Source organism: Bdellovibrio sp. HCB-162, from assembly GCF_047344985.1.
Taxonomy (GTDB): domain Bacteria; phylum Bdellovibrionota; class Bdellovibrionia; order Bdellovibrionales; family Bdellovibrionaceae; genus Bdellovibrio.
In genome coordinates this window covers 3,773,070-3,795,601 of record NZ_CP178861.1, presented here as the reverse complement: position 1 = coordinate 3,795,601, position 22,532 = coordinate 3,773,070, and the positions used below count along the sequence as shown (strand labels likewise).

Annotated in this window: 26 protein-coding genes and 1 tRNA gene; 17 read left to right on the top strand and 10 right to left on the bottom strand. The window is 44.1% G+C overall.

Annotation, left to right across the window (positions count from 1 at the left end; all coding sequences use genetic code 11):
* Positions 1 to 82: 82 nt before the first annotated feature.
* A complete protein-coding gene (locus tag ACLSSO_RS18340; RefSeq protein ID WP_295901001.1) occupies positions 83 to 1,759 on the bottom strand; it encodes a hypothetical protein in 1,677 nt (558 codons plus the stop codon).
* Positions 1,760 to 1,861: 102 nt separating this feature from the next.
* Positions 1,862 to 2,236, bottom strand: a complete 375-nt coding sequence (locus ACLSSO_RS18335; RefSeq protein ID WP_295901003.1) for a hypothetical protein — start codon at positions 2,234 to 2,236, stop codon at positions 1,862 to 1,864.
* Positions 2,237 to 2,475: 239 nt separating this feature from the next.
* Between ACLSSO_RS18335 and ACLSSO_RS18330 the strand changes: the two genes are divergently transcribed.
* Positions 2,476 to 3,180, top strand: a complete 705-nt coding sequence (locus ACLSSO_RS18330) for a substrate-binding periplasmic protein (protein ID WP_295901004.1) — start codon at positions 2,476 to 2,478, stop codon at positions 3,178 to 3,180.
* Positions 3,181 to 3,235: 55 nt separating this feature from the next.
* Here ACLSSO_RS18330 and sucD read toward each other — a convergent pair whose 3' ends face one another.
* From sucD to mdh, 3 genes are read right to left on the bottom strand one after another with little or no spacing between them, the layout of a single operon-like run.
* Positions 3,236 to 4,105 (bottom strand): succinate--CoA ligase subunit alpha, encoded by an 870-nt coding sequence (gene sucD / locus ACLSSO_RS18325; protein WP_295901007.1) that lies wholly within the window; start codon positions 4,103 to 4,105, stop codon positions 3,236 to 3,238.
* Between the two features lie 5 nt (positions 4,106 to 4,110).
* Positions 4,111 to 5,274, bottom strand: a complete 1,164-nt coding sequence (sucC, locus tag ACLSSO_RS18320; protein WP_295901009.1) for an ADP-forming succinate--CoA ligase subunit beta — start codon at positions 5,272 to 5,274, stop codon at positions 4,111 to 4,113.
* A 16-nt stretch (positions 5,275 to 5,290) separates the two neighbouring features.
* On the bottom strand, positions 5,291 to 6,235 hold the full coding sequence (gene mdh / locus ACLSSO_RS18315) for a malate dehydrogenase (RefSeq protein WP_295901011.1): 945 nt from the start codon (positions 6,233 to 6,235) through the stop codon (positions 5,291 to 5,293).
* Between the two features lie 140 nt (positions 6,236 to 6,375).
* Here mdh and ACLSSO_RS18310 point away from each other — a divergent pair, with 140 nt between their 5' ends.
* The 15 genes from ACLSSO_RS18310 to ACLSSO_RS18240 all read left to right on the top strand — a co-directional run bounded on the left by ACLSSO_RS18310 (position 6,376) and on the right by ACLSSO_RS18240 (position 19,314).
* Entirely contained in the window at positions 6,376 to 7,131 is a 756-nt protein-coding gene (locus ACLSSO_RS18310) for an ABC transporter ATP-binding protein (protein ID WP_295901013.1), read from the top strand.
* Between the two features lie 33 nt (positions 7,132 to 7,164).
* On the top strand, positions 7,165 to 8,895 hold the full coding sequence (polX, locus tag ACLSSO_RS18305) for a DNA polymerase/3'-5' exonuclease PolX (RefSeq protein ID WP_413943675.1): 1,731 nt from the start codon (positions 7,165 to 7,167) through the stop codon (positions 8,893 to 8,895).
* On the top strand, positions 8,896 to 9,864 hold the full coding sequence (locus ACLSSO_RS18300; RefSeq protein WP_413943674.1) for a phospholipase D-like domain-containing protein: 969 nt from the start codon (positions 8,896 to 8,898) through the stop codon (positions 9,862 to 9,864).
* A 249-nt stretch (positions 9,865 to 10,113) separates the two neighbouring features.
* A complete protein-coding gene (locus tag ACLSSO_RS18295) occupies positions 10,114 to 11,046 on the top strand; it encodes a hypothetical protein (RefSeq protein ID WP_413943673.1) in 933 nt (310 codons plus the stop codon).
* A gap of 49 nt (positions 11,047 to 11,095) precedes the next feature.
* The gene (locus ACLSSO_RS18290; RefSeq protein ID WP_413943672.1) at positions 11,096 to 11,827 is read left to right on the top strand and encodes an ABC transporter ATP-binding protein; all 732 of its coding nucleotides are present in this window, start codon (positions 11,096 to 11,098) and stop codon (positions 11,825 to 11,827) included.
* A gap of 68 nt (positions 11,828 to 11,895) precedes the next feature.
* Positions 11,896 to 12,603, top strand: coding sequence for an ABC transporter permease (locus ACLSSO_RS18285; RefSeq protein WP_413944834.1), 708 nt, complete (start codon positions 11,896 to 11,898; stop codon positions 12,601 to 12,603).
* A complete protein-coding gene (locus ACLSSO_RS18280) occupies positions 12,600 to 13,319 on the top strand; it encodes an MlaE family ABC transporter permease (protein WP_295901020.1) in 720 nt (239 codons plus the stop codon). Before ACLSSO_RS18285 ends, ACLSSO_RS18280 begins: the two co-directional genes overlap by 4 nt.
* Before the next feature lie 29 nt (positions 13,320 to 13,348).
* A complete protein-coding gene (locus ACLSSO_RS18275) occupies positions 13,349 to 14,125 on the top strand; it encodes an MlaD family protein (protein ID WP_413943671.1) in 777 nt (258 codons plus the stop codon).
* Between the two features lie 22 nt (positions 14,126 to 14,147).
* Positions 14,148 to 14,957, top strand: coding sequence for a hypothetical protein (locus ACLSSO_RS18270; RefSeq protein WP_295901023.1), 810 nt, complete (start codon positions 14,148 to 14,150; stop codon positions 14,955 to 14,957).
* A gap of 602 nt (positions 14,958 to 15,559) precedes the next feature.
* Positions 15,560 to 16,297 carry a hypothetical protein gene (locus ACLSSO_RS18265; protein ID WP_295901024.1) on the top strand — a complete coding sequence of 246 codons (738 nt, stop codon included), beginning with the start codon at positions 15,560 to 15,562 and terminating at the stop codon, positions 16,295 to 16,297.
* Positions 16,285 to 16,722 (top strand): type II secretion system F family protein, encoded by a 438-nt coding sequence (locus ACLSSO_RS18260; protein ID WP_295901025.1) that lies wholly within the window; start codon positions 16,285 to 16,287, stop codon positions 16,720 to 16,722. Before ACLSSO_RS18265 ends, ACLSSO_RS18260 begins: the two co-directional genes overlap by 13 nt.
* Positions 16,723 to 16,749: 27 nt before the next feature.
* Entirely contained in the window at positions 16,750 to 16,959 is a 210-nt protein-coding gene (locus ACLSSO_RS18255; protein WP_295901026.1) for a hypothetical protein, read from the top strand.
* A gap of 6 nt (positions 16,960 to 16,965) precedes the next feature.
* A complete protein-coding gene (locus tag ACLSSO_RS18250; protein WP_295901028.1) occupies positions 16,966 to 18,015 on the top strand; it encodes a PLP-dependent cysteine synthase family protein in 1,050 nt (349 codons plus the stop codon).
* A gap of 7 nt (positions 18,016 to 18,022) precedes the next feature.
* A complete protein-coding gene (locus tag ACLSSO_RS18245; RefSeq protein ID WP_295901030.1) occupies positions 18,023 to 19,186 on the top strand; it encodes a cystathionine gamma-synthase in 1,164 nt (387 codons plus the stop codon).
* 52 nt (positions 19,187 to 19,238) lie between these two features.
* Positions 19,239 to 19,314, top strand: a tRNA-Phe gene (locus tag ACLSSO_RS18240).
* A gap of 58 nt (positions 19,315 to 19,372) precedes the next feature.
* Here ACLSSO_RS18240 and trhA read toward each other — a convergent pair.
* Complete coding sequence (gene trhA / locus ACLSSO_RS18235; RefSeq protein ID WP_413943670.1) at positions 19,373 to 20,002, bottom strand: PAQR family membrane homeostasis protein TrhA; 630 nt, start codon at positions 20,000 to 20,002, stop codon at positions 19,373 to 19,375.
* A 104-nt stretch (positions 20,003 to 20,106) separates the two neighbouring features.
* Between trhA and ACLSSO_RS18230 the strand changes: the two genes are divergently transcribed.
* On the top strand, positions 20,107 to 20,625 hold the full coding sequence (locus tag ACLSSO_RS18230) for a hypothetical protein (protein WP_413943669.1): 519 nt from the start codon (positions 20,107 to 20,109) through the stop codon (positions 20,623 to 20,625).
* A 17-nt stretch (positions 20,626 to 20,642) separates the two neighbouring features.
* Here ACLSSO_RS18230 and ACLSSO_RS18225 read toward each other — a convergent pair whose 3' ends face one another.
* The 4 genes from ACLSSO_RS18225 to pgeF form a co-directional block, all read right to left on the bottom strand.
* Positions 20,643 to 20,885, bottom strand: coding sequence for a CopG family antitoxin (locus tag ACLSSO_RS18225; RefSeq protein ID WP_295901035.1), 243 nt, complete (start codon positions 20,883 to 20,885; stop codon positions 20,643 to 20,645).
* Positions 20,882 to 21,142 carry a hypothetical protein gene (locus tag ACLSSO_RS18220; protein ID WP_413943668.1) on the bottom strand — a complete coding sequence of 87 codons (261 nt, stop codon included), beginning with the start codon at positions 21,140 to 21,142 and terminating at the stop codon, positions 20,882 to 20,884. The genes ACLSSO_RS18225 and ACLSSO_RS18220 overlap by 4 nt, the downstream gene beginning before the upstream one ends.
* A gap of 116 nt (positions 21,143 to 21,258) precedes the next feature.
* Positions 21,259 to 21,837: a DNA-3-methyladenine glycosylase gene (locus ACLSSO_RS18215; RefSeq protein WP_413943667.1), complete on the bottom strand. Its 579-nt coding sequence runs from the start codon at positions 21,835 to 21,837 to the stop codon at positions 21,259 to 21,261.
* Positions 21,834 to 22,532, bottom strand: coding sequence for a peptidoglycan editing factor PgeF (pgeF, locus tag ACLSSO_RS18210; protein WP_413943666.1), 699 nt, complete (start codon positions 22,530 to 22,532; stop codon positions 21,834 to 21,836). Before pgeF ends, ACLSSO_RS18215 begins: the two co-directional genes overlap by 4 nt.

The window sequence follows — 22,532 nt, the reverse complement described above, 5'->3', positions numbered from 1 at the left end:
ATCACAACCGCCGATAACGGTGGGCCCCCGAAATATTTTCAGAAAAGAATTCTTAGGCTGTTTAAAGGATCGACACTGCTTTCTATAGGGTTTGCAAGAAGACGATGAGATTCTTTTTATCTTCTTTAGACAAAATCTCTTTGCCGTCTTTGATGAAAATACGGTCGTCATGGCCAGCATTGCTCATGCCTTTTTTGCGAGTGTCAAAATAATGGTCACGGGTCATCCACGCCTTCGGAGTCTTGTCTCCCAAGGGGTATCCGTTGCATTCAAGATCGAAATCCGTGGCAGGATTGTTGGCTTCTCCAGAGTAATAAGCCACAGGTCTTCTTTCAGAAGGTGTTAGCAATGCACAGAGATTTGGAATGGAGTTGTTGTGGAAGTAAGGCCATCTTGCCCAGATACCCACAAGTGGCGGAGGCACATAGCCTGGTTGTGCTTTGATCACAATGCCGTTCTTTTTAGAGATCGCAAGATCATTGAGTTGTTCTAAAGACTTCATTCCAAGACGGCGGTAAGGATCTGTGCCAACATCCACAACTGGAGTTTTTTCTTTGTAGCGGACTTGCACGGTTTTCAGCTGATCTTTGAATGGAAGCGCTTCCGAACCTGCTACGTTCCAAGCCTTGTCATAGTGCCCATGGCATTTTGCGCAATTGGTATTGAAAACTTGTTCACCTAATTTTGCGCGACCCAAATCAATTTTTTCTGCAGGAATAAAATCCGTGATAAGTGGCGCCTGGATTGAGAATACAGCCGTCGTGAGTTCTTCAATCACTTGGCTATTTTCATCGAGCCACTTTTCAAGTTTGACCAGATCTGCTCCGCGACCGATTTCATTCCAAATAATATTGGTGAAAATAGGATTTCCGCTCAAAACGCTGCCATCAGAAAGCCAGCGATTTTTATATTTTAAATTCCACCACACCGCAGGTTTTGAGTCGGCAGGATTGTTATCTAAAATCGCATCATGACGAGGGAAGGTGGCATACCATTCGCTGTAACTTGCATAAGGATCTTTGGAGCGACGATTGAGAGAAAGACTGACTTGAGCCAAAGACGTATCCAGTCCCAAAGCAATCGGTTGCTTTAAAGACACGAATCGCAAATTTCCCATCGACTCTTCCAGAAGCTTTCTTTCCGCCGTAGTTGCGCCCGTGTAGGCTTGGAAAATAAGCGGATCAGAAACAGCCATCACTTTTTTAGCTTTGATGAAAAACTCATTGGCTCTGGAAAAACGATTCGTCATTCCCAAAACTGTTTTGCCAAAAAGATTGCTTGAGTGGCACGCCGCACAGCTAAATGTAAAACCTTTGGCGCCATTTCTTTCAATAAGACCAAAACCCATCAATTCATCAGGACGAATATTGTTGGGATAAGGAACAGCATAAACGCCGTCGTCCGTTTGTTTTGGATAAGGATGAAGACCTAGGTTTTTAAGAACATCATTAAATGTTTTGTATCCGCTGACTCCCTGAAGAATTCCTTGCAGCCATTTTTTAAATGGATTGTTGGAGTCTTCATCAATCAGTTTTTTTATCGGAGCATAAGGAGGAAGCATTCCAGTTACAGTCACGGGATAAATCTGTGTGTGGATCTTTCCTTGATTTTTATAGTGAAGAAAATCAGCGTCGGACCACTGATAGATATTCTCGCGGCCACCTTCCGGAATCAGTGTGCCTTCCGACCAATCAGGAGCAAAAGCGTTGGCAGAAATTGAAAGCAGAAATGTGAACATTGCAAGAATGTATGTCTTCATGCCCCAGTTTAATTACGAAGGCGCAACACAAGACAATCATATTCTGCTCTTTGACAGGGAGTGTAGGGCTCCGAAGCAGAAGCCCTGAAATATTTTCACCAATTAGTCTTCGCCATCAACGAGGGCATCGATCTTTCCAGAGCAGTCCACAGTGTACCAACCCCAGCATGAAGCGCCAGCAGCACAGTAACCGTCAACAATCGCAGACGTCTGATATTTGAAAGACTTTGCATCCCAGCTCAAAGATTTTAATGCGCGTTTTACGTCGTCTTTTGTAAGGATGAACTCACCATCGATGATCCAATAAAAATCATCGTTCAAAGAGCGACCCACAAGCGGAGAAAGATAATTATTCAAAGCCGTTTTTGCCTGATCAAGAGTCACGCATTGTTTTGGCTCTAAAGGCAATTCAAGCTGTTCAGCGAAACTAGATGCAGAAATGAATAGAGAAAGGACAACGAAAGCGACCGACTTCACAAGAACCTCCATTAGTTTTGATGGGGCTTTGTACCTTGCGAACACCTGAAAGAGTAGTGCCGTTGTTAAGTTTACAGGGCATTTTTTGTTCTGATTTTGTCAGGATATAAGTGAAGGCAATAAACTTTGATCCCGATTAAATTCAGTTTAAAAGGAAATGACCTTTTGAAAACCGTCCGCTTTTACGGCACTGTTAAGTTATGCGAACCGCTATAGTGCTAGCCTTTTTTATTTCAATAATGTCCGTTCAGGTTTTCGGGGAGGAGATCACTGAAGTCCGCGTCGGTGTTCCGGCGGGACTTGCGCCTCCGTTGTTATTCGAAGGTAAACCCAACGAAACTAAAGGTCTCGTCGTGGATTACGCAACGGCACTGGCAGAGGCTATGGGCCGAAAAAGCAGTTTCAGTGTGATCACAAGGTATCGTTTGGATGGTTACTTGTTTAAAGGCCAAGTCGATATGATGTGCTACACAAGCAAGGTGTGGGCAAGCAGTCAGGATCAGCTCGACTTCTCAAAGCCTCTTTTTATGAAAAGAGAAGTGATTATTGGGCCGGCACCGATGCCAAAAAAAATCACGGACCTCAAAAATAAAACCATTGGGACCATGCTGCAGTATGTGTATCCGAAACTGGACCCTCTTTTTGCATCAAAACAACTCATCAGGGAAGACAGTCTTAGTGAAGAAGCCAATCTTAAAAAACTTCTTAATGGGCGTATTCAGTATATTGTCACGGATGAAATTTTTATTGATTACTTTAAGCTAAAACACCCGAAAATCGAAATAAACCGTGAGCGTCTATTTATGCAGGAGTATCCGATTTCGTGTTCACTCAGTCGCAAAGGCCACGTCAAAGTCAAAGATCTGAACGAGGCTATTGATAAAATTAAAGCCAATGGCACTCTTGAAAAGATTTTTAGTAAATACGGCGCAATGGTAAAATAAAAAACCCACGATGTTTCCACCGTGGGTTCTGAAATGACTCATTTCCTTCGAAGAATTACTTCAACATAGATTTCAAAGTAATACCCATGTCCGCTGGGCTGCGAGCGATTTTGCAACCAGCTGCTTCAAGAGCCGCGAATTTAGCTTCCGCAGTTCCTTTGCCGCCGCTGATGATTGCACCCGCGTGGCCCATACGTTTACCAGCAGGAGCCGCAGCACCCGCGATGAACGCAGCCACAGGTTTTTTGAAATTCTTTTTGATGTACTCTGCAGCTTCTTCTTCTGCAGATCCACCGATCTCACCGATCATGATAACGCCATCAGTGTCTGGATCTTCATTGAACATTTTTAGAACGTCGATGAAGTTTGTTCCGTTCACTGGGTCACCACCGATACCAACAGCCGTTGATTGACCAAGACCCAAAGCCGTCAACTGTCCAACAGCTTCATAAGTCAAAGTCCCAGAGCGAGAAAGAACGCCGATACGACCTGGTTTGTGAATGTGACCAGGCATGATACCGATCTTACATTGTCCCGGAGTGATAACGCCAGGGCAGTTAGGACCGATCAAACGAGTGCGTTTGCCTTCCATGAATTTCTTCACTTTAACCATGTCAAGAACAGGAATGCCTTCAGTGATACAGATCACAAGATCCAAATCAGCATCCACAGCTTCCATGATGGAGTCCGCTGCAAATGGAGGTGGAACGAAGATCACAGAAGCGTTGCAACCAGTCGCTGCTTTCGCTTCTTTCACTGTATTGAACACAGGAAGACCGATGTGAGTTGTGCCACCTTTACCTGGAGTCACACCACCCACCATTTTAGTTCCGTAAGCCAAAGCTTGCTCAGAGTGGAAAGTCCCTTGAGCGCCAGTGAAACCTTGGCAGATAACTTTAGTGTCTTTGTTAATAAGAATTGCCATGTCGATTATCCTTTAACCGCAGCCACGATTTTTTTAGCTGCATCTGTGAGGTCGTCAGCAGGAGTGATATTCAATCCGCTTTCTCTCAAGATTTTTTTACCAAGTTCTACGTTTGTACCTTCAAGGCGGCAAACAAGTGGAACTTTCAGACCCAACTCTTTAGAAGCCGCGATCACGCCTTCAGCGATGATGTCACATTTCATGATACCACCGAAGATGTTAACCAAAATTCCTTTTACGTTTGGATCTTTAAGGATGATTTTGAAAGCCGCAGTTACTTTCTCTTTGTTCGCGCCGCCGCCAACGTCCAAGAAGTTTGCAGGAGAAGCGCCGTGAAGTTTGATGATGTCAAGAGTTGCCATCGCAAGACCCGCACCGTTGACCAAGCAACCAATGTTTCCATCAAGTTTGATGAAAGCAAGGTCATACTTAGAAGCTTCAATTTCAGAAGGCTCTTCTTCATTCAAGTCACGCATTTCAACGATGTCTTGATGGCGATAGAGTGAGTTAGAGTCGAAGTTCATTTTCGCATCCAAGCAAAGAACGTCACCTTCTTTAGTCACAACAAGAGGATTGATCTCAGCGATGGAGCAATCTGTTGTGATGAATGCGTTGTAAAGGCCTGTGAAGAATTTCACAGCTTTATTTACGATTTCAGGAGACATGCCGATTTCAAATGCCAATTGACGAGCTTGGAAAGGAGCCAAACCGATTGTTGGATCGATGTCTACTTTCTTGATCGCATTTGGATTGTGTTCAGCAACTTCTTCGATGTCCATGCCACCTTCAGAAGAAGCCATCATTGCCGCTCTGCCAGTTGCACGGTCGATCAAGCAAGCAACGTAGTATTCTTTCGCGATGTTGCAACCTTGCTCGATGTAAACTTTCTGAACAACTTTACCTTCAGGGCCTGTTTGGTGAGTCACCAAAGTCATGCCGATCATTTTTTTTGTAAGCTCGCCCACTTCATCCAAAGTTTTTGCGATCTTAACCCCGCCGCCTTTACCGCGGCCACCTGCGTGGATTTGCGCCTTAACGACCCAAAGACTTCCACCGATTTCTTTTGCTGCAGCCACAGCTTCCTCAGGAGAGTGAGCGACTTTACCTTTTAAAGTCGCAACTCCAAATTTTCTGAGGATCTCTTTGGCTTGATACTCGTGAATATTCATTTTTTATAACTCCAGATTACTGAACGTTTTTAAGAGCAGAAACAAGTGTGCGAACTGCGTCTACTGATTTTTTGAATTCTTCTTGTTCCGCTGGGTTCATTTCGAACTTGTGAACTTTTTCGATACCTTTTCCGCCGATAGTTGCAAGCACGCCAACCATCAAACCTTCGTTAACACCGAACTCACCAGTCAACTCAACAGCCACTGGAAGAACGCGTTTTTGGTCTTTAAGAATTGCTTCTGCCATTTCAACTGCACCACGTGAAGGAGCGTAGTAAGCAGAACCTGTTTTCAAGTGGCCACCGATTTCAGCACCAGCTTGTTTTGTACGAGCTACGATTGCTGCGATTTTATCTGCAGGAAGAAGTTCTGTAAGAGGAATACCAGATACAGAAGCTTGACGAACAAGAGGCATCATCGCATCACCGTGGTTACCGATTACGATACCAGTGACGTCTTTAACAGACACATTCAACTCTTCAGCGATGAATTCACGGAAGCGAGCTGAATCCAAGCAACCGCCCATTCCAAGAACGCGCTCACGAGGGAAGCCCAAGATTTGTTTTGCGTAAACAGCCATAACGTCCATTGGGTTACAAACAACGATCACGAATGAATTTGGAGCGTATTTTTTTACTCCTTCGCAAACGTCTTTTACGATTTTCGCGTTGATACCAACAAGCTCATCACGGCTCATGCCTGGTTTACGTGGCATACCTGCAGTGATGATAACAACATCAGAATCAGCGATGTCTTCGTACTTGTTAGTTCCTTTGATTTTTGTATCAAACATTTCGATAGGACCTGCTTGAGCAAGATCCAATGCCTTACCGATAGCTGCACCTTCATTGATGTCCAAGATAACAACATCGCCAAGTTCTTTTTGTGCTGCCCAATGAGCAGTTGTTGAACCTACGAATCCTGCGCCGATAACGGCAATTTTATTTCTTTTGTGAGCCATGACTAATCTCCTTAAGGCTTCAAAATGAATGGAAAAATTTAAAACTTGCGTTCGATGACACATTCAATATCAAATCATATATAGAAACAAGATTTACTGCTCGGCGCAGAGACCTTAGAGAGCAAGAACTGGACGACCCGATGAGCATCATCAGCCTGCAAGACATTACGGTGGCCTTTGAAGATCATGTTGTTTTAAAGCAAGTGAACCTCAATATTGCGGCCGGCGAATCCTTCGTGATTGTGGGTCCGAGCGGGCAGGGTAAAACGACGCTGCTGAAGACCATGTCAGGTTTGATAACTCCTCAGAATGGCAAAGTTTTTATTGAACAGAAAGAGTGGATGACGCTAAGTCCTAAAGAGCGTTTGCCGTTGTTAAAAAAGATGGGAATTTTGTTTCAAAAGAACGCTCTCTTTGATTCATTGACCTGCGTTGAAAACATCAGCTTTCCTTTGGGCGAGACCACAAATCTCACGGAATGGGAAATAACAAAAAGAGCTGAGACTTTCTTGGATGCGGTCGGAATTCCGCACGCGCGCGATCTTTATCCCGATGAAATTAGCGGTGGGATGCAAAAGCGCCTCGGAATTGCTAGAGCGCTGGCTCTAGATCCAGAGATTATTTTCTATGATGATCCGACGGCAGGACTGGATCCAATCACTTCAAAAAAAATCATCGAACTGATTTTGAAACTCAAAGCTGAAAAAGGTTCGACGGTTGTGGCGATCACGAACGACATGAATCGCGCTTATCAAATGGCAGATCGCATTGGTGTGGTGATGGACCAACAACTCATCATCACAGGGACTCCTGAAGAAACACAAAATCACAAAGACCCGCGCGTGCACCAATTTGTCAGAGGTCTTCTTGAGGGTCCTCTCACGACAATGGCTTAATATTCTTAGCGGTGGATCCGCAAAGAATATTCTATGGCGATTCAAAATGCGGAAGTGGCACAGACATTCAGTCAGCTGGCGGATCTTCTTGAAATTCAAGGAGCCAATCCCTTTCGTATTCGTGCTTATCGAACAGCGGCGCGCACACTGATAGAACTTTCTCAGAATGTGGCGGACGTGATTGAAGCTCACGGAAAACTTTACGAATATCCCGGCATAGGAAAAGACCTCGCTTCAAAAATAGAAGAGATTGTGCAAACAGGACACCTGCAAGCTTTCGATGAAGCTGCCGAAAAAACGCCGAAGTTTTTATTGGATTTTTTAAAAATCCCCACGCTAGGACCAAAACGGGTCAAGATCCTGCATGAAAAATTGGGGATTAAAAGTCTTGAAGACCTGCAAAGAGTGGCTGAAAGCAATGAAATCCTGAAAGTGCGCGGATTTGGAGAAAAAACGCGGGCAGAAATTCTTGAAGGTATTAAAAAAATTCAACAAGAGCAGAAAAAACATGTCTTGCTCTTCGAAGCTGAAGAAGCCGCAAATTTATTATCGCGCTATCTTTCAAAGGCACCGGGTCTGCAAAAATTAGAAGTGGCGGGGAGCTTCCGACGAAGAAAAGAGGTCGTCGCGGATCTTGATATTTTGGTAACCGCGAAAAAAAGTCAGCCAGTCATGGAGCATTTTTTAAAATTTGAAAATATCGCGAAAGTCATTTCAAAGGGTTCCACACGATCCACGGTGAATTTGAAATCCGGTTTGCAAGTCGATCTGCGTGTCGTTGATAACAACAGTTATGGAGCCGCTTTACTTTATTTTACGGGTTCAAAAGCGCACAACATCGCCGTGCGTGCGAGAGCCTTAAAACGAGGTTTAAAGATCAATGAGTACGGAGTTTTTAAGGGCGAAAAAAGCATTGTCTCTGCCAAAGAAGAAGAAATTTATGAGCTCCTAAAGCTTCCCTACATCGAACCCGAATTAAGAGAAAACAGAGGAGAAATCGAAGCGGCAGTGAAAGGACAGCTTCCTCATCTGATTCAAATAAAAGACCTGCAAGGCGATCTGCACATGCACACGACGGCCAGTGACGGACGCAATTCTTTAAAAGAGATGGCATTGGCCGCCAAAAAAATGGGCTACGCCTATATCGGCATCACGGATCATTCTCGTCGAGTGGCCGTGGCACATGGTCTCGACAAAAAGCAGCTTTTAAAACAGATCGATCAGATCGATGAACTCAATGCAGAAATTCAGGGGATCACGATTTTAAAATCCATTGAAGTGGATATTCTTGAGGACGGTCGCCTTGATTTACCCGACGATGTTTTAGAAAAATTAGATTACACGGTGGGCGCCATTCATTCGTATTTTCAACTTCCGTCACAAAAACAAACCGATCGAATTTTGCGCGCGATGGATAACCCCCACTTTCGAATCTTTGCGCATCCCATGGGAAGATTGATCGGAAAGCGCGAGCCTTATGCGATGAATGTCGAAAAAATCATGAAAGCCGCCAAAGAGCGATCAATTATTCTGGAACTTAATTCTCAACCCGAGCGCATGGATCTTTCAGACACCCTTTGCCGAATGGCGAAAGATCTAGGGGTCAAAATCGCGATCTCCACGGATTCGCATAGTGTGAATCAGTTAAACCTCATGAAATACGGAGTCGGTCAGGCTCGTCGCGGGTGGCTTGAAAAGAAAGATGTCATTAACACTTTGCCTCTCGCAAAACTAAAAAAAATCTTCCAGTCTGGATATGAGTAAATGGCACAAAAAACGGATATAAAACTTGTTTTAAATGAAGCATATTTGCCAGTTCTTTTAGATCTTCTAGATCGGGCGCGTTCAAGCATTGATATTCTGGCTTATTCGTTTGCCATTGGGAGTGCCAAGGGTGTTTTATCCACAAAAAATGCGCCCTATAAAATCGCGGAGAAACTCGCCGAAATTAAGAAAAAATATGGCAAGAAAATCTCTATCCGTCTTTATGTCGAGGGACTTAGAGAAACGGTGACACGCAATAAAACCACAGTCGATTTTCTGGAAAAAGCGGGAGTGGAAGTCATATATGGTTCAACCCACGCGAAAGGTTTTTGTGTCGACAATCGCTATTTGCTTTTTGGTTCAACCAATTTAACAAATCAAAGCATTCTTAAAAACTACGAAACAAATTTGCTCATTGATGATCCGCACACCGCCAAAGTATTTGATCAATACTTCATGCATCTTTGGAACGGTGGACATCACGGGGAAATCAAACTTGATCCACCTATGTTGGCCGATGGCGACTTTAAGGACGTTCTTATCGAAATGATTGATACGGCAAAGACGTCTTTGGATTTCTCTATTTACTTCTTTATTCATTCAGAAATTGAGAAAGCTTTTATTCGCGCAGCTCAAAGAGGAATTAAAATTTCGGGCTTTATCCATCATCACAATAGCTTTGCTTTGTGGTATGTACGGCGCACCCGGGATACGGCAATGAGACTCATAAAAGCCGGAATTACGGATCTTCATTTTGGTCCTGGCCATCTTTTTACACACTCAAAATATCTTATTAAGGATGAAAAAGAAATCTTACTTGGAACGGGAAATTGGCTTGTTGAAGACGTAAAAATTCATCCGCAACTTTATATCCATTTGAAAAATCCAAAGCTGGCTCGTGCTCTTTTAAAAGAGCTTCAAAAACAGATCGGCGATCATCGTAGCGTCTATAACTTTGCCGAAAAATAACGGCATTTTCCCTCTGAAAACGGAAACTCGCGTTGCAAAAAATTATTTGTAAGCTCGGCGCACGTTAAATTTCTTCTCAATCTTCGAAGAATCGTCATCAAGATCGACACTTTAAAAGTTCTCTACAAAAAAGCGAACACTCGCGTTCGTCTCATTTTGAATTTTTACCAATGAAACAAGGGTTTGCAGAAAAATTATTGGCTCACATATAGGAACAGCCTTTGAAAACAAGCCCACTTGGAGGATGTCATGAAATCTCGCGACCTGTTCGTATCGGTAGTTATGTTAAGCTCTGTTTCCTTGGTGGGTTGTAATAACCAGCTTCTTTTTTCAAGCAACGAAACTGAAAGCCGGATGTCTTTGCCGTCGATAAATCCTCCCGTCTTGACACCGCAACCTACAATGGTTCTTAAAAGTGGCGCGTGCTCTGTTGCAGGTGAAAATGTTTTGTCGTGTTTAAGCTGCAACTCGACTGAAGCTGTAAATCCTCCACCTCTTCTTTCTAGAAAAGCAGAGGAACTTTTAAACGTCATGGCAGCTGGGTGTTCAGTTCCCAACAAAAGTGATCCCGCAGGTTATATTCCGCCAACAAAAGAGCAGCTTTTGGCGCGCTTGATTCAATGTTCACCAGCGGGTTATCCGGACACTGCGTTTGAAGGAACTCAGTTTGCAACCATTCAATCACTGCTTCATGATCCAACGTCACAGCAAAACGCGTTTGGCAGTCTGTATTACAATGGAGCTTCAAAAGATTTTGAAACTTACTTTGGCCTCGAAATCGGCGAAGCTCGTTACGCCTTTTGCCGCGGAGACGCGAGTTTTAAATCCGGCGGCGTCTATCCCAAAGAGTATTACGATTCACTTTACAACGGGATCAACTATACTTTGCCCGCAGTTTATCAGCGCGCTCAAATCATCCGTGAAAACTTAAGAAATTGTATGGCGCAAAGCTTGAGCAATCCCACACGCAATCAACCCTCACCCGTTCCGGGGAGAAAATGCTCCTTTGAATCTGCAGAAGGTCATATGAGTTCGCTTGTTGTTGATAAAATTGATCAATGGCGAAGCGGCGGACTGACCGTTTATTTCGAAGGTTTCGGTCAGTGTGGTGTGATAACAAATCCCCGCAGTTATCTTGATAGAAATGAGTTCGTAAAAGTAGCCGTGAAGAAGTGCGAATGATCCATATTGTGAGTTGACCCACGATCTTGTGCCCATCTAACATAACTAGGTGATTGAATTTAGGAACCTCGTTAAGAGATTTGGCACAAGAACAGTTCTTAATGGATTAAGTCTAAAAATCCATGAGGGCGAGATCATTTTCATCTTGGGGACATCCGGGACAGGTAAATCCGTTCTTCTAAAAAATCTTGTGGGCCTGATGACTCCTGATGAAGGAGAAATCTGGATCGACGGCGAAGAGGTTTCAAAATTCAGCGAAGAACAATATCTTCCGATCCGCAAAAAATGCGGAATGGTGTTTCAGCATCCGGCTCTTTTTGACTCTCTCACAGTCTACGAGAATGTAGCCTTCGGACTTCGTCGCCATTATCAATTGGACGAGGAGACCATTCGCGAAAAAGTCACAAAGGCTTTAAAGCTTGTGCACCTTACTGGCATTGAACAAAAAAAACCGGCACAAATTTCTTACGGAATGCAAAAGCGTGTGAGCCTTGCGCGCACGGTGGCTTTGGAACCAAAAATACTTTTGTTCGATGAACCCACCACAGGTCTGGATCCGGTTACGACAACCGCTGTGAATCAATTAATCTATGATCTTTCCCGAGAGCTTAAAACAACATCCATGGTGGTCAGTCACGATATGAATTGTGCGCTTTCCATTGCTGATCGCATCGTTGTTCTTGATAAAGGACAAATAGTTGCGCTGGGAACACCAGAGGAACTTAAACGCTCGGAACATCCTTTGGTGAAAGATTTCTTAGCAGAGGTTTTAAGCGCATGACCGTTTTCATATCTATTTTAGATGAAATCGGGGGTGCTCTCCTTTTTCTGCAAAAAATCCTGAGAACAATGTTTGTGAAGAAGATCAAATCGCACGAGGTCTTCGAGCAGATTTGGAAAGTCACGGCCGACAGTTTTGCAAACACGGCAATGGCGGGTTTTTTTGTGGGTGCCATCATGACCGTGCAGTTTGCGATGCAGATGAAAGAGTTCGGTGCTCTTGGTTACTTAGGTGGCCTTGCCACGAGTGGAACCTTTCGCGAAGTAGGTCCTCTTTTAATTGCCTTCATGCTTAGCGGAAAAGTCGGTGCATTTACCTCAGCAGAACTAGGAACAATGCGGGTTACGGAACAAATCGACGCTGTCCGCTGCTTGGGGGCCGATCCTCTTCAAGAAATCATTGTTCCAAGATTTATCGGCATTATCATTTCAAGTTTTTTCCTGCTCGGGGCAGGACTTATTATGTCCGTCTTCGGCGGAATGTTGATGGGACAAGCCTTTGCGGGAGTTAATTTCGAAGAATATCTCCGCCATGTGCCATTGATCGTAAGCCCGGTTTCAATTTTAAATGGTCTTATTAAATGTTTTGCGTTTGCTGTCGTGCTTGCGACAATTTGCACTTACAAAGGTTTTACAACATCCGGCGGAGCTAAAGGTGTGGGCCGCTCTGTTGTCTCTACAGCCGTTGCAACGATGATTTGTATTGTGGTGATGGATTGGCTCACAAGCTTTATCGGTGAAATTATTCTGACAATGGTAAGAGGATATCGCTCATGATTGCTCTTATCGCAGAAACTTTGACCGGTCTTTTTATGCCTCCCTTTCGCAGAAAAGAGTTCTTTCAGCAGCTTCACTTTGTTGCGAATAAAAGCTTAGTTATCATTGTTTTCTGCGTTTCCTTTGCGGCCGTGGTAACAATTCTTGAGTCGTCATTTCACATGAAACTTGTGATTCAAAACGATTCCATGGTTCCGGGGTTTGCGGCATTGCTTATCTTAAGAGAACTGGGTGCGGTCGTAACAGCGTTGCTCCTTACCTCACGGGTGGGCGCAGGTTATGCTTCCGAAGTTGGAACAATGCAAATCACAGAACAAGTCGATGCACTAAAAATGCTTGGTATTGATCCTGTGAATTACCTTGTTGTCCCAAGATTTCTGGCCTGCGTACTCGGTGGCATGATGCTCACAGTGATTGCGAACATGACGTGCATTTTCGCTGCAATGGCCGTGAGTCAATCCTACTTGGGATACACTCCTTCGATGTTTTTAACTTCCATGCACCGCTTTGTGCAGTTCAAAGATATTATTTTTGCGACCATTAAAGGTGCCTGTTTTGGAGGAGTGATTCCTCTCGTGGCTTGTTACTATGGATTTCGTTGCGAATCGGGCGCAGAGGGTGTGGGACGTGCGACAACTAACACTGTGGTCGTGGCTTCGATTGCAATTATTGTGATTGATTTTATTTTATCTTATACTTTTAGCTATCTTTACTAATCCGGCGTGACCGGTCAGAAGGACGTTGTATGAAGGTTGAAACCAAGGTGGGTTTGCTGGCTCTTGTCTCGGTGGCACTGATTGTGGTGTTTGCTTACTTTATGGGTTTCATTTCTCCATTCTCCAGCGCAAAAGAACTCAACGTTATGTACAACTATGCCGGCGGCATTGAAGAAGGTTCGCCTGTTCGTGTGATGGGAATTAAAGTGGGCAAAGTAAAAGCGATCACTTTTGACCCGTCTTATAAAATGGCGAATGGTGAAGAAGTAAAATTGCGTCTTACGATCACGATTGATAAAAAAGCCTGGACCAGCGTCCGTAAAGATTCCAAATTCTTCATCAACTTAGCCGGTGTGATTGGGGAAAAGTTTCTGGAAATCTCTCCGGGAACAGCAGAAGCTTCTGAATTTTCTGCCGGAGATTACGTTCGCGGTGAAGATCCTCCAAGAATTGATCAATTGATCTCGCAAAGTTATGGTTTGGCCGGAAAAATTATCGATTTGGTGGAGAAAAACGAAGGCTCTGTGACAAATATGATCCAACAGTTGGATCGACTCACGACAAACTTCAATAAAACTCTGGCACTTTTAGATAAAACGACAAAAAATCGTGAAGTGGCTAGATTGCTTGATAATGCGGTCAAAATCAGCGATGACATGGCATATATGACGAACAACTTGAGATCTAAGAAAGCGGAAGAAACTTATGACCTCGTTCATAAGCTCCTTTTTAGATTGGAACCTCTTGATGGTCCCGCACTTAAAAAGTTCTTCCAAGAAGAAGGCGTAAAGGCCCGCATTTTTTAGATCTCCGTAAAAGGGAGGTCCTATGTTTAAACTTTCAGTGTGTTTCGGGGGAGCTGTTCTTTTCCTTGCGATGCAAGCGAATGCTGCAACCTTGAACCTGGGGTCTGATCCCAACACGATCAAAGCTAAATCCCGCTCTATCGAAGTGGAATACAGCCGCAACATGCGCAATCAAAACCAACAAGCCGTGGACCCTGATAATCTTCCGCATCAAGGTGCGATTGTGGTTGAAGAGGGTGGCGGAGATTCCGCGATGACGGTGCCCGCACCGGCTTCGACAAATAAAAACGTCGATCTTCATTCAATTCCAGGTGCAACGAACACGTATTATTCCGGCACAAACAGCTTTTCTTATCCTTCGACATTGAAAATGCGCGCGGATCGCAAAGTCGGCGCGGGCATGGCGGTCGGCGGAACACTTGGTGTTGTCGGATTTAATATGGAGCTTAATTTTGAAGACGCGGATGGAGTTCTTGCGGGATTCGGAACAGGGCCCGGATATAATTCGTTTCAACTTGCATGGAAACATGCGTTCGATGGCGATTATTTAGCTCCATACACGTCTGTCGGCTACTCGCGCTGGTATAATTCACGCGGAAGAGGCGATGATCTTAGCAAATCCAACATTCTGGACCGTGTTTTGAGCGATAATGAGAAAAAAGAAGGCCGTTTTGGCACGGATTTTGTGAATGCGTCACTCGGTTTGCAGTACAACCAGCTTTCTGGTGACTTCGCAGGCATTTCTTTTTTCGGCGAATTGACGGCGATGTATGAAATTAATCGCTCAATGCTTCTGCCAAATGGTTCGGTTGGAGCGATTTACTACTTCTAGGGCTTCGTTTGAAACGGAACCTTCGGCACTCCGTTTTCGTTTTTATCTTTTCTTTTATTCGTAAATTTGTGGCTCAAACGGCAGTTCTGGGAGAGTACTCCCAGAACTCCAAAGCAGCAAAGAACCCACCATACTTTACAATCCTGAATTGCATCGCAATTCAGGATTCAACCAACGAAGCAAAATTTTTCGCGTGAAAATTTAAATCAAATAGAGGCGGTTCAGTGAAATACTTATCGCTGTAGAATCCGCTACTGGTGCGGGTTTTCAGACGTATTCGGAAATAAAAAAACCCCAGAGTTGCCTCTGGGGTTTTCGTTAAGAACTAAACTAGTTCCGTAAGAATTACTTCTTAGAAGCTTTTTTAGTAGCTTTTTTTGTAGTTTTCTTAGCGGCTTTCTTAGTAGTTTTCTTAGCTGCTTTTTTTGTAGCTTTTTTTGCTGCTTTCTTTGCCATGTGCTCCTCCTAGGATGCAAACGTTGTTGTTGTTTCTTAACTTAAAAACTTTACTTACCTTAAGTCTTCACAATTCGACCAGCGCCGTCAACAAAAAATTTACCTTGCATATTTTTTGCGAGCATTCGTGTTCGTGGAGGTGCCCTTTGCTTATTGTTTTTTCGATTTCGATGCTCGGACATGCGCTCGTTCACCGAATTCTTTCAACCATGGCCCGCGATTTTGCGTTCTCTCAACAGTTAGTTCGTCTTCTTTCGATTTCAAACCTTGTTTTGATCTGCTTCATCACGTTCAGCAGCACCTCTGCCACCACATGCTGGCTTTTCATCGGCATTCTTTTAATAACTTTAAAGTTTTTTCCAAACATTTTGCGTTTTTTCTTATTAAAAAGACTGCGAAGCGCACTCATTCCGTTGCTCGATTGCGTGATCTTGGGGCTGCAAACGGGAAAATCTTTCCGCCTTTCTCTTCACTCCGCGATCGAAAACCAAACCGGTTGGGTGCGACTTCAACTCATGGAAGTTTTTGAATCGCTGGCGATGTCGGAAAATGTCATCGCCATGAAATCCGCTCTGCTCAAGGATTTCCGCGAAGAGCTTTTGGAAATTGATCGCTCGCAAACTCGTTGCGTGGAACAAGTTCGCGCGCTTCGCAGAGAATATAAGATGCTCGAAGATTTTCGACGTAGGTCTGGACAAGTCACGCAGCAAATAAAAATGCAGGCGATAATTGTCACCGCGCTTTATCTCGCGCTTCTAACTTTTGTAATTGTGCAATTCGGATTTAAAGACCACCGAAATCTTATTTTGATGTCCTTCATAATATTTTGCGGCGGTCTTTTGTGGATATTTTTAGCGGGTAGGAGGATGAAATGGAACGTATAGCGCCACCACTAGAGCTTTTAATGTGCGTAAAACGCTCCATCGAAAAGGGTCAGTCCGTCAAACAAGGTGTTCTTCAATATATAAAAAAGGGAGAAGGCGAATTTGCAACGGTTGTGACTCGCTGGCTTGCGCTATTACAGCAAGGACAAGACACCCGCGAATGCTTGCAGGCTGTGGTTTCGCTGCATCGGCGCACTCTTTTGCAAATTTTGGAGCGCGGACTTCGCGGTGAGTCCATCCACGGCGTTTTAATGCGCCTAGAAGAAGAAATGGTGGAGGCTTGTCATGAGGAAATCACAAATAAAATTGCACAGCTGCCATTTATAATGCTGATCCCGCTCTTATTATTTCAATTTCCCGCCTTTTTGATGCTCCTTTTTGGACCGCTGCTGAAAAATTTTTTTCACTCTTTCGGAGGGGGGTGATAGAGTGGCCCTGTTGGAGGATAAGCCATGGCACAGCTCGATAAAAAGAAAGCCGCTCTTGCGAAATTGGTGGATGAGTTGATGAAAGATCAACCCAGCCGTCAGCTTGTAAAGCAGCTTACTACCGAACTTGGTATGACCTATTCTGTGGACCCGATGACTCAAATGAATACAGTTTTGCAGTCCATGAATTCAGTTATTCTTCCTTCCAACAGAAGAAAAGACTTAGAAAGATAGTAAATCATGTCACAAATCTATAATTCGATCTTGGATACTATCGGAAACACTCCGATGGTGGCTCTTCACAACGTCACAAAAGGCTCTAAGCACAAATTTTTCGCGAAGGTTGAGTACTTCAACCCCGGTGGCAGCATTAAAGACCGCGTGGCCGTAGCGATGATTGAAGAGGCCGAAAAAAGAGGCGATCTAAAACCGGGCGGCGTTATTGTCGAAGCCACTTCTGGAAATACGGGTGTGGGTTTGGCGCTGGCAGCGGCGGTTAAAGGTTACAAATGTATTTTCGTGATGCCAGAAAAAATGAGCGAAGAAAAACGCGCGATCTTGCGCGCTTACGGAGCTCAAGTGGTGATCACGCCAATGGTGGAACCTGAAGATCCGATGAGTCACTACTCTGTCTCAAAAAGAATCGCTGAAGAAACTCCGGGAGCGTTCTTAGTGAACCAATTCTTCAATCCTGATAACCCAACCCGTCATTATCAAACGACAGGTCCAGAAATTTGGAAACAAATGGATGGCAAGATCGACATGCTTGTCGGTGGTGCGGGCACAGGTGGAACTCTTTCAGGTTGTGCAAAATATTTGAAAGAGCATAAATCAGACGTGAAAGTGATCTGCGCGGACCCGATCGGAAGTATTTTGTATGATCTTTATTACCATAAGAAGATCGTAGATCCTCCTGGATCTTATAAAGTGGAAGGAATCGGGGAGGACATGCTTCCTGGAAATGTTCACTTGGATATTTACGATGGTTTCATTCGCGTGAGTGACCCTGAGGCGTTTGCGATGACTCGTCGTTTGGTGTCTGAAGAAGGTCTTTTGGTAGGTCCTTCCAGCGCAACAGCACTTGTGGCTGCGATCAAAGCTTCTGAAAAAATGGAAAAACCATCGAACATCGTTGTGATTTTCCCTGACAGTGGTCGTCAATATTTGAGCAAAGCCTTTAACGACACGTGGATGATCGAAAATGGCTTCTTGAAAGCTGAAGACACGAAAAATGCATTCAACCGCGTGATTTCAGCGGCAGATGCTTTAAAAAATCTTTCTAAAAAATAGGTGTGAGATGAAAAAAGTAACAGAGAACCTAGGTTTTTCAACACGTGCTATTCACGCGGGACAAGCCCCTGATCCAACAACAGGAGCGATCATGACTCCTGTGTATATGACCTCGACTTATGTACAAGAATCTCCAGGCGTGCACAAAGGTTGGGAGTATACACGCACTCACAATCCCACTCGTCGCGCTTATGAAAATTGCTTAGCAAGTCTTGAGAGCGGAAAATATGGTTTCGCATTCGCTTCAGGTTGTGCAGCGACGACAACGGTTCTTCATCTTCTTAAAGCGGGTGATCATGTTGTCGCGATGGATGACATGTACGGTGGAACTTTCCGTTTGTTCGATAAGATTTTGAAACACGATGGAATGGAATTTTCATTCGTGGATCTAACAAAAGTAGAAAACTTCGAGAAAGCCGTAAAACCAAACACGAAACTGGTATGGCTTGAAACTCCGACAAATCCGACTTTGAAACTTGTCGATATCAAAAGAATCGCGGCGATTGCGAAAACAAAAGGGATCATCGTCGCTGTGGATAACACATTCATGAGCCCTTACTTCCAAAGACCGTTGGAATTGGGTGCGGATATCGTTGTTCACTCTGCTACAAAATATATCGGCGGTCACAGTGACGTGGTTGGCGGTATCGCGGTGACGTCTCGTGAAGATATTGCAGAAAGAATGGCGTTCTTAAGCAACGGTATCGGTGCGACTCAAAGTCCGTTTGATTCATTCATGTGCTTAAGAAGTTTGAAAACTTTGCCTCTTCGTATGAAGGCCCACCAAGAAAACGCGATGGCTGTTGCGAAATTCTTGGAGTCTCACCCGAAAGTAGAAAAAGTTCTGTATCCGGGTCTTGAAAGTCATCCTCAGCATGCTTTGGCGAAAGAACAAATGCATGGTTTCGGCGGCATGATCACGTTCTACATCAAGGGCGGCTTGGAATCGGCTCGTAAGTTCTTGGAAAATGTGAATGTTTTTTCTTTGGCCGAGAGCTTGGGAGGGGTTGAAAGCTTGATCGAACACCCAGCAATTATGACGCACGCCTCCGTTCCGCCGGAGAATCGCAAGGCTTTGGGTATCGATGATTCGCTCATTCGCCTCTCTGTAGGGGTTGAAGACCTGAATGATCTACTCGCTGATTTAAAATCTGCCTTTGATAAAGCCTAATTGTTGACATCATAGGGGCCAAAAGATACACATTTGGTCTCTTGATTTCCGTGGCTTGGTAGCTCAGTTGGTAGAGCAGAGGACTGAAAATCCTTGTGTCGGCGGTTCAATTCCGTCTCAAGCCACCATTTTAAAACCCGCTAGATGCGGGTTTTGTAGTTTCTAGGGTCTGAATTTCCAAAAAATTTAAGTGAGATAAAGCAGAACGCAAAGGTACTGGAATGCGGTTCCGCCCATTACGCAAAGATGCCACATGCCGTGGCCGTGTTTGATTTTCTCATCGTTGAAAAAGAAATAAACGCCGATCGCATAAGAAGTAAATCCCGCCATGATCATCGCAAATCCCAGTGGAGGAACAGCGTCCATCAATTGTTTGAGTGCGGGAAGAACCGTGACACTCATAATTCCATAAATTGCTAAAGACATGCTGCGATTTTTCGGAGCGACAACAAGTTCCCACAAAATTCCCACAACGGCGAGAGTCCAAACAACTCCAAGTACAGCCCAACCGGTTTTTCCACGCAATGCTAATATCGCATACGGAGTGTAGTTGCCGGCGATCTTCAGATAAATTCCGATGTAATCAAGTTTGCGGAAGAAGTCTTTTTTTTGGCCGTGAGAACCATGATAAATCGTGGAAATGCAATAAAGGCCGACCGTCGTGAACGCGTAAACACTAAAAGAAAAAAGGCGCCATGTATCTTGTTTGTAGGCCGCAAGATAAAGCAAAAGAACGGAACCAATAAGCGTAAGAAATGCTCCTAGAGCGTGAGAGAAGGTATTGAATCGTTCGCCGTATTGGACTTGCGGTATCATTATTTAACGTGCCTCTTTCTAAAAAGAACGTTCCAGTTCTTTCCATAAATGGTATCACTGATAAAGAAAATTGCAGCTGATAAAATCTTTCAGAGGGGTTCAAGATGAGATTTTTTATTGTGATCGCGATGTTATTGCCAGGATTTTCATTCGCAAAATCAAACGTTGGTCCTGAGTTTACATGCATGACGGAGCTTCCCAGTACGACGTTTTATGTAAAGTCCAACGGCTCTCAAAGTGAACCTCTGACAGAACTCAAAGTTGTTCACCATTTTGGAGCGAACACAATGCCGATTCATCAAGGTGTGGTGCTGGCGTCGGATTTCGCTTATCTGCAGCAGAAAGCAAACTTGATGAAAAAGCTCGGCGATACTTTCACAGTTCGCTTTAAGTCTGACAAATGTGAAAACTTCGGACCAGGTTTGTATTCCTGCGGTTCAAGCGATGCGATAGAGATCAATGGTTTGGACATCAAAGGATATAGCCTTGTTACTCGAGTGATCGAAACCAAAGTTTACGAATACACGTTCAAGTCTTATCAAGTGACGTTTTCGTTTAATTTTGAAGGCATGAGCTATGACATGCCGATGGTGTACTCACCAGAAGAATGCAACTTCAAGTAGGATAGGTCTTGTCCGACCTATCTTTTCGCACGAAGTTCTTGGTCCAAACGTTCGGCGATCCAAATTTTAAGAAGAGTCTGATATCCGACGTCTCCTTTTTGTTTCGCCACTTTTTTTAGTTTCGTAATCATCTCTTTAGGTAGGCGAATGCTTGTAGAGACTCCAGAGATAATTCTTCTCTCAGGAATTACTTTTTCTGATTTAGAGTCGTCCCACTCATTGGGATTGTATTTATAGTTTTTCGACTTAATCTTTTTCATATATCCCATCCAGTAATAATTCGCGCTTTGCAGCTTCCTAAATCTTGAAAAATAATCCGAAGAGATCTACCAGCGTCGGTCTTTCCATCTATTCGGAATCTTTTAGGTCCGTGTTTCTTTTTGTTGGGAGTGATGACATACGGATTAAAGAACAATTCTTCAGCTTCCCAGTACTCGACACCATGCCTAAGAAGATGAATTATATTGTCCTCGTCCCAATCAAAGAAATACCAGCGTTTTCCCTGAAGACCTGACATAAGTGTACCTCATTTGTAGCTACAAAGTAAAATAAGATAAAAATGCGAATCCTATTCCTGGATGGAAACGCACTATATTGGATTATAAAGGGAATGCTGGACTGATATCGGACAGTTTATTTTTTAGAAACGAAGAGATTGTCTTTGAGGTAAAAGCGGAGAGGCCATTTTGCGGCTTCTCCGGCGTAGTCGACGCCGATTCGTGGGCAGGCGACGATTTGTTTTGATGAAACATTGAAATCATCGTCGCTGACGTAAAGTTCGGAATTCTTTTTCCAGAGTCTTAAACCATCGTGCTCTTTGGTGATGCCGTAGTGTTTGCACAACTTTCCGGGCCCGTTGGTTTTTAAGTCTTTCTTCTTAGGGTTGTGATCGGCTTCAAAAGGTTGAACGGCGCGAATCAAAACCGCTTCGGGGTGTTCTGTCGTTCGGGTGACGAAATTTAAGCAATGATACATTCCGTAAATCAAATACACGTAAGAATGTCCGCCGTCTAAATACATGGACTTAGTTCGTTGGGTTCTGCGATCTCCGAAAGTGTGACAGGCGGGATCTTCAACACCCAGATAAGCTTCCACTTCAACGATGCGAGCTTTGTGTTCTTCTTTACCGGACTTGATATGCAATACTTTTCCTAGCAAAGCTTTTGCTACCGAGGTCGTATCATCAAAATAAAATTCTTGAGGCAAGATCATGAAGTGCGGCAGATAAAACTAATCTGTCTTCCAGCTTTTTCTTTGTCGCGACGGTGAGAATGAAAGAGCGGATCTGTCACGGTATCAATGTGCAAAGCAAAAACATTATCAAGGTCGACGCCCTCTTGTTGCAACTGCGTGCGAACGACTTGATTTAAATCTACAAGAGCCTTCGTCGGTGAAATAGATTCTGCATAAAGACTTCTTTCAGCGGGACTTAACGGCCCCAGGCTTGAAAGAATCTGATCGCGCACATCAATGCCGACTTCAAAACTTTGTTTTTGAATATGTGGTCCGATAATCACACTTAAACGATTGGCAACGGCCCCTTCGCTGACAAGTTTCTGAATTGTTTTCGGAATGATTCGCGCAGCGACTCCGCGCCAACCAGCGTGAATTCCGGCGATCATTCCAGTTGGATGATCGTAAAGAAAAACAGGCACGCAATCGGCCGTGATCACACACAGTGCGAGATTTTTTTCGCGAGTGAAGTGCGCATCGGCAATGACTTGATAATCTTGTTCAGGAGTTGTGGTTTCAACAACCGCATCACAGTGAATCTGTTTTACGCGAACAAGTTTGTAATCGGGATAAGCAGGCGTGAGTTGAGGGAGTTGAGACTGAACACCGCCCATAAAGACCGTGATATGCGGCGTACGCATTTCATATCCAAATTGAGTTTGTTCTAAGTTCAT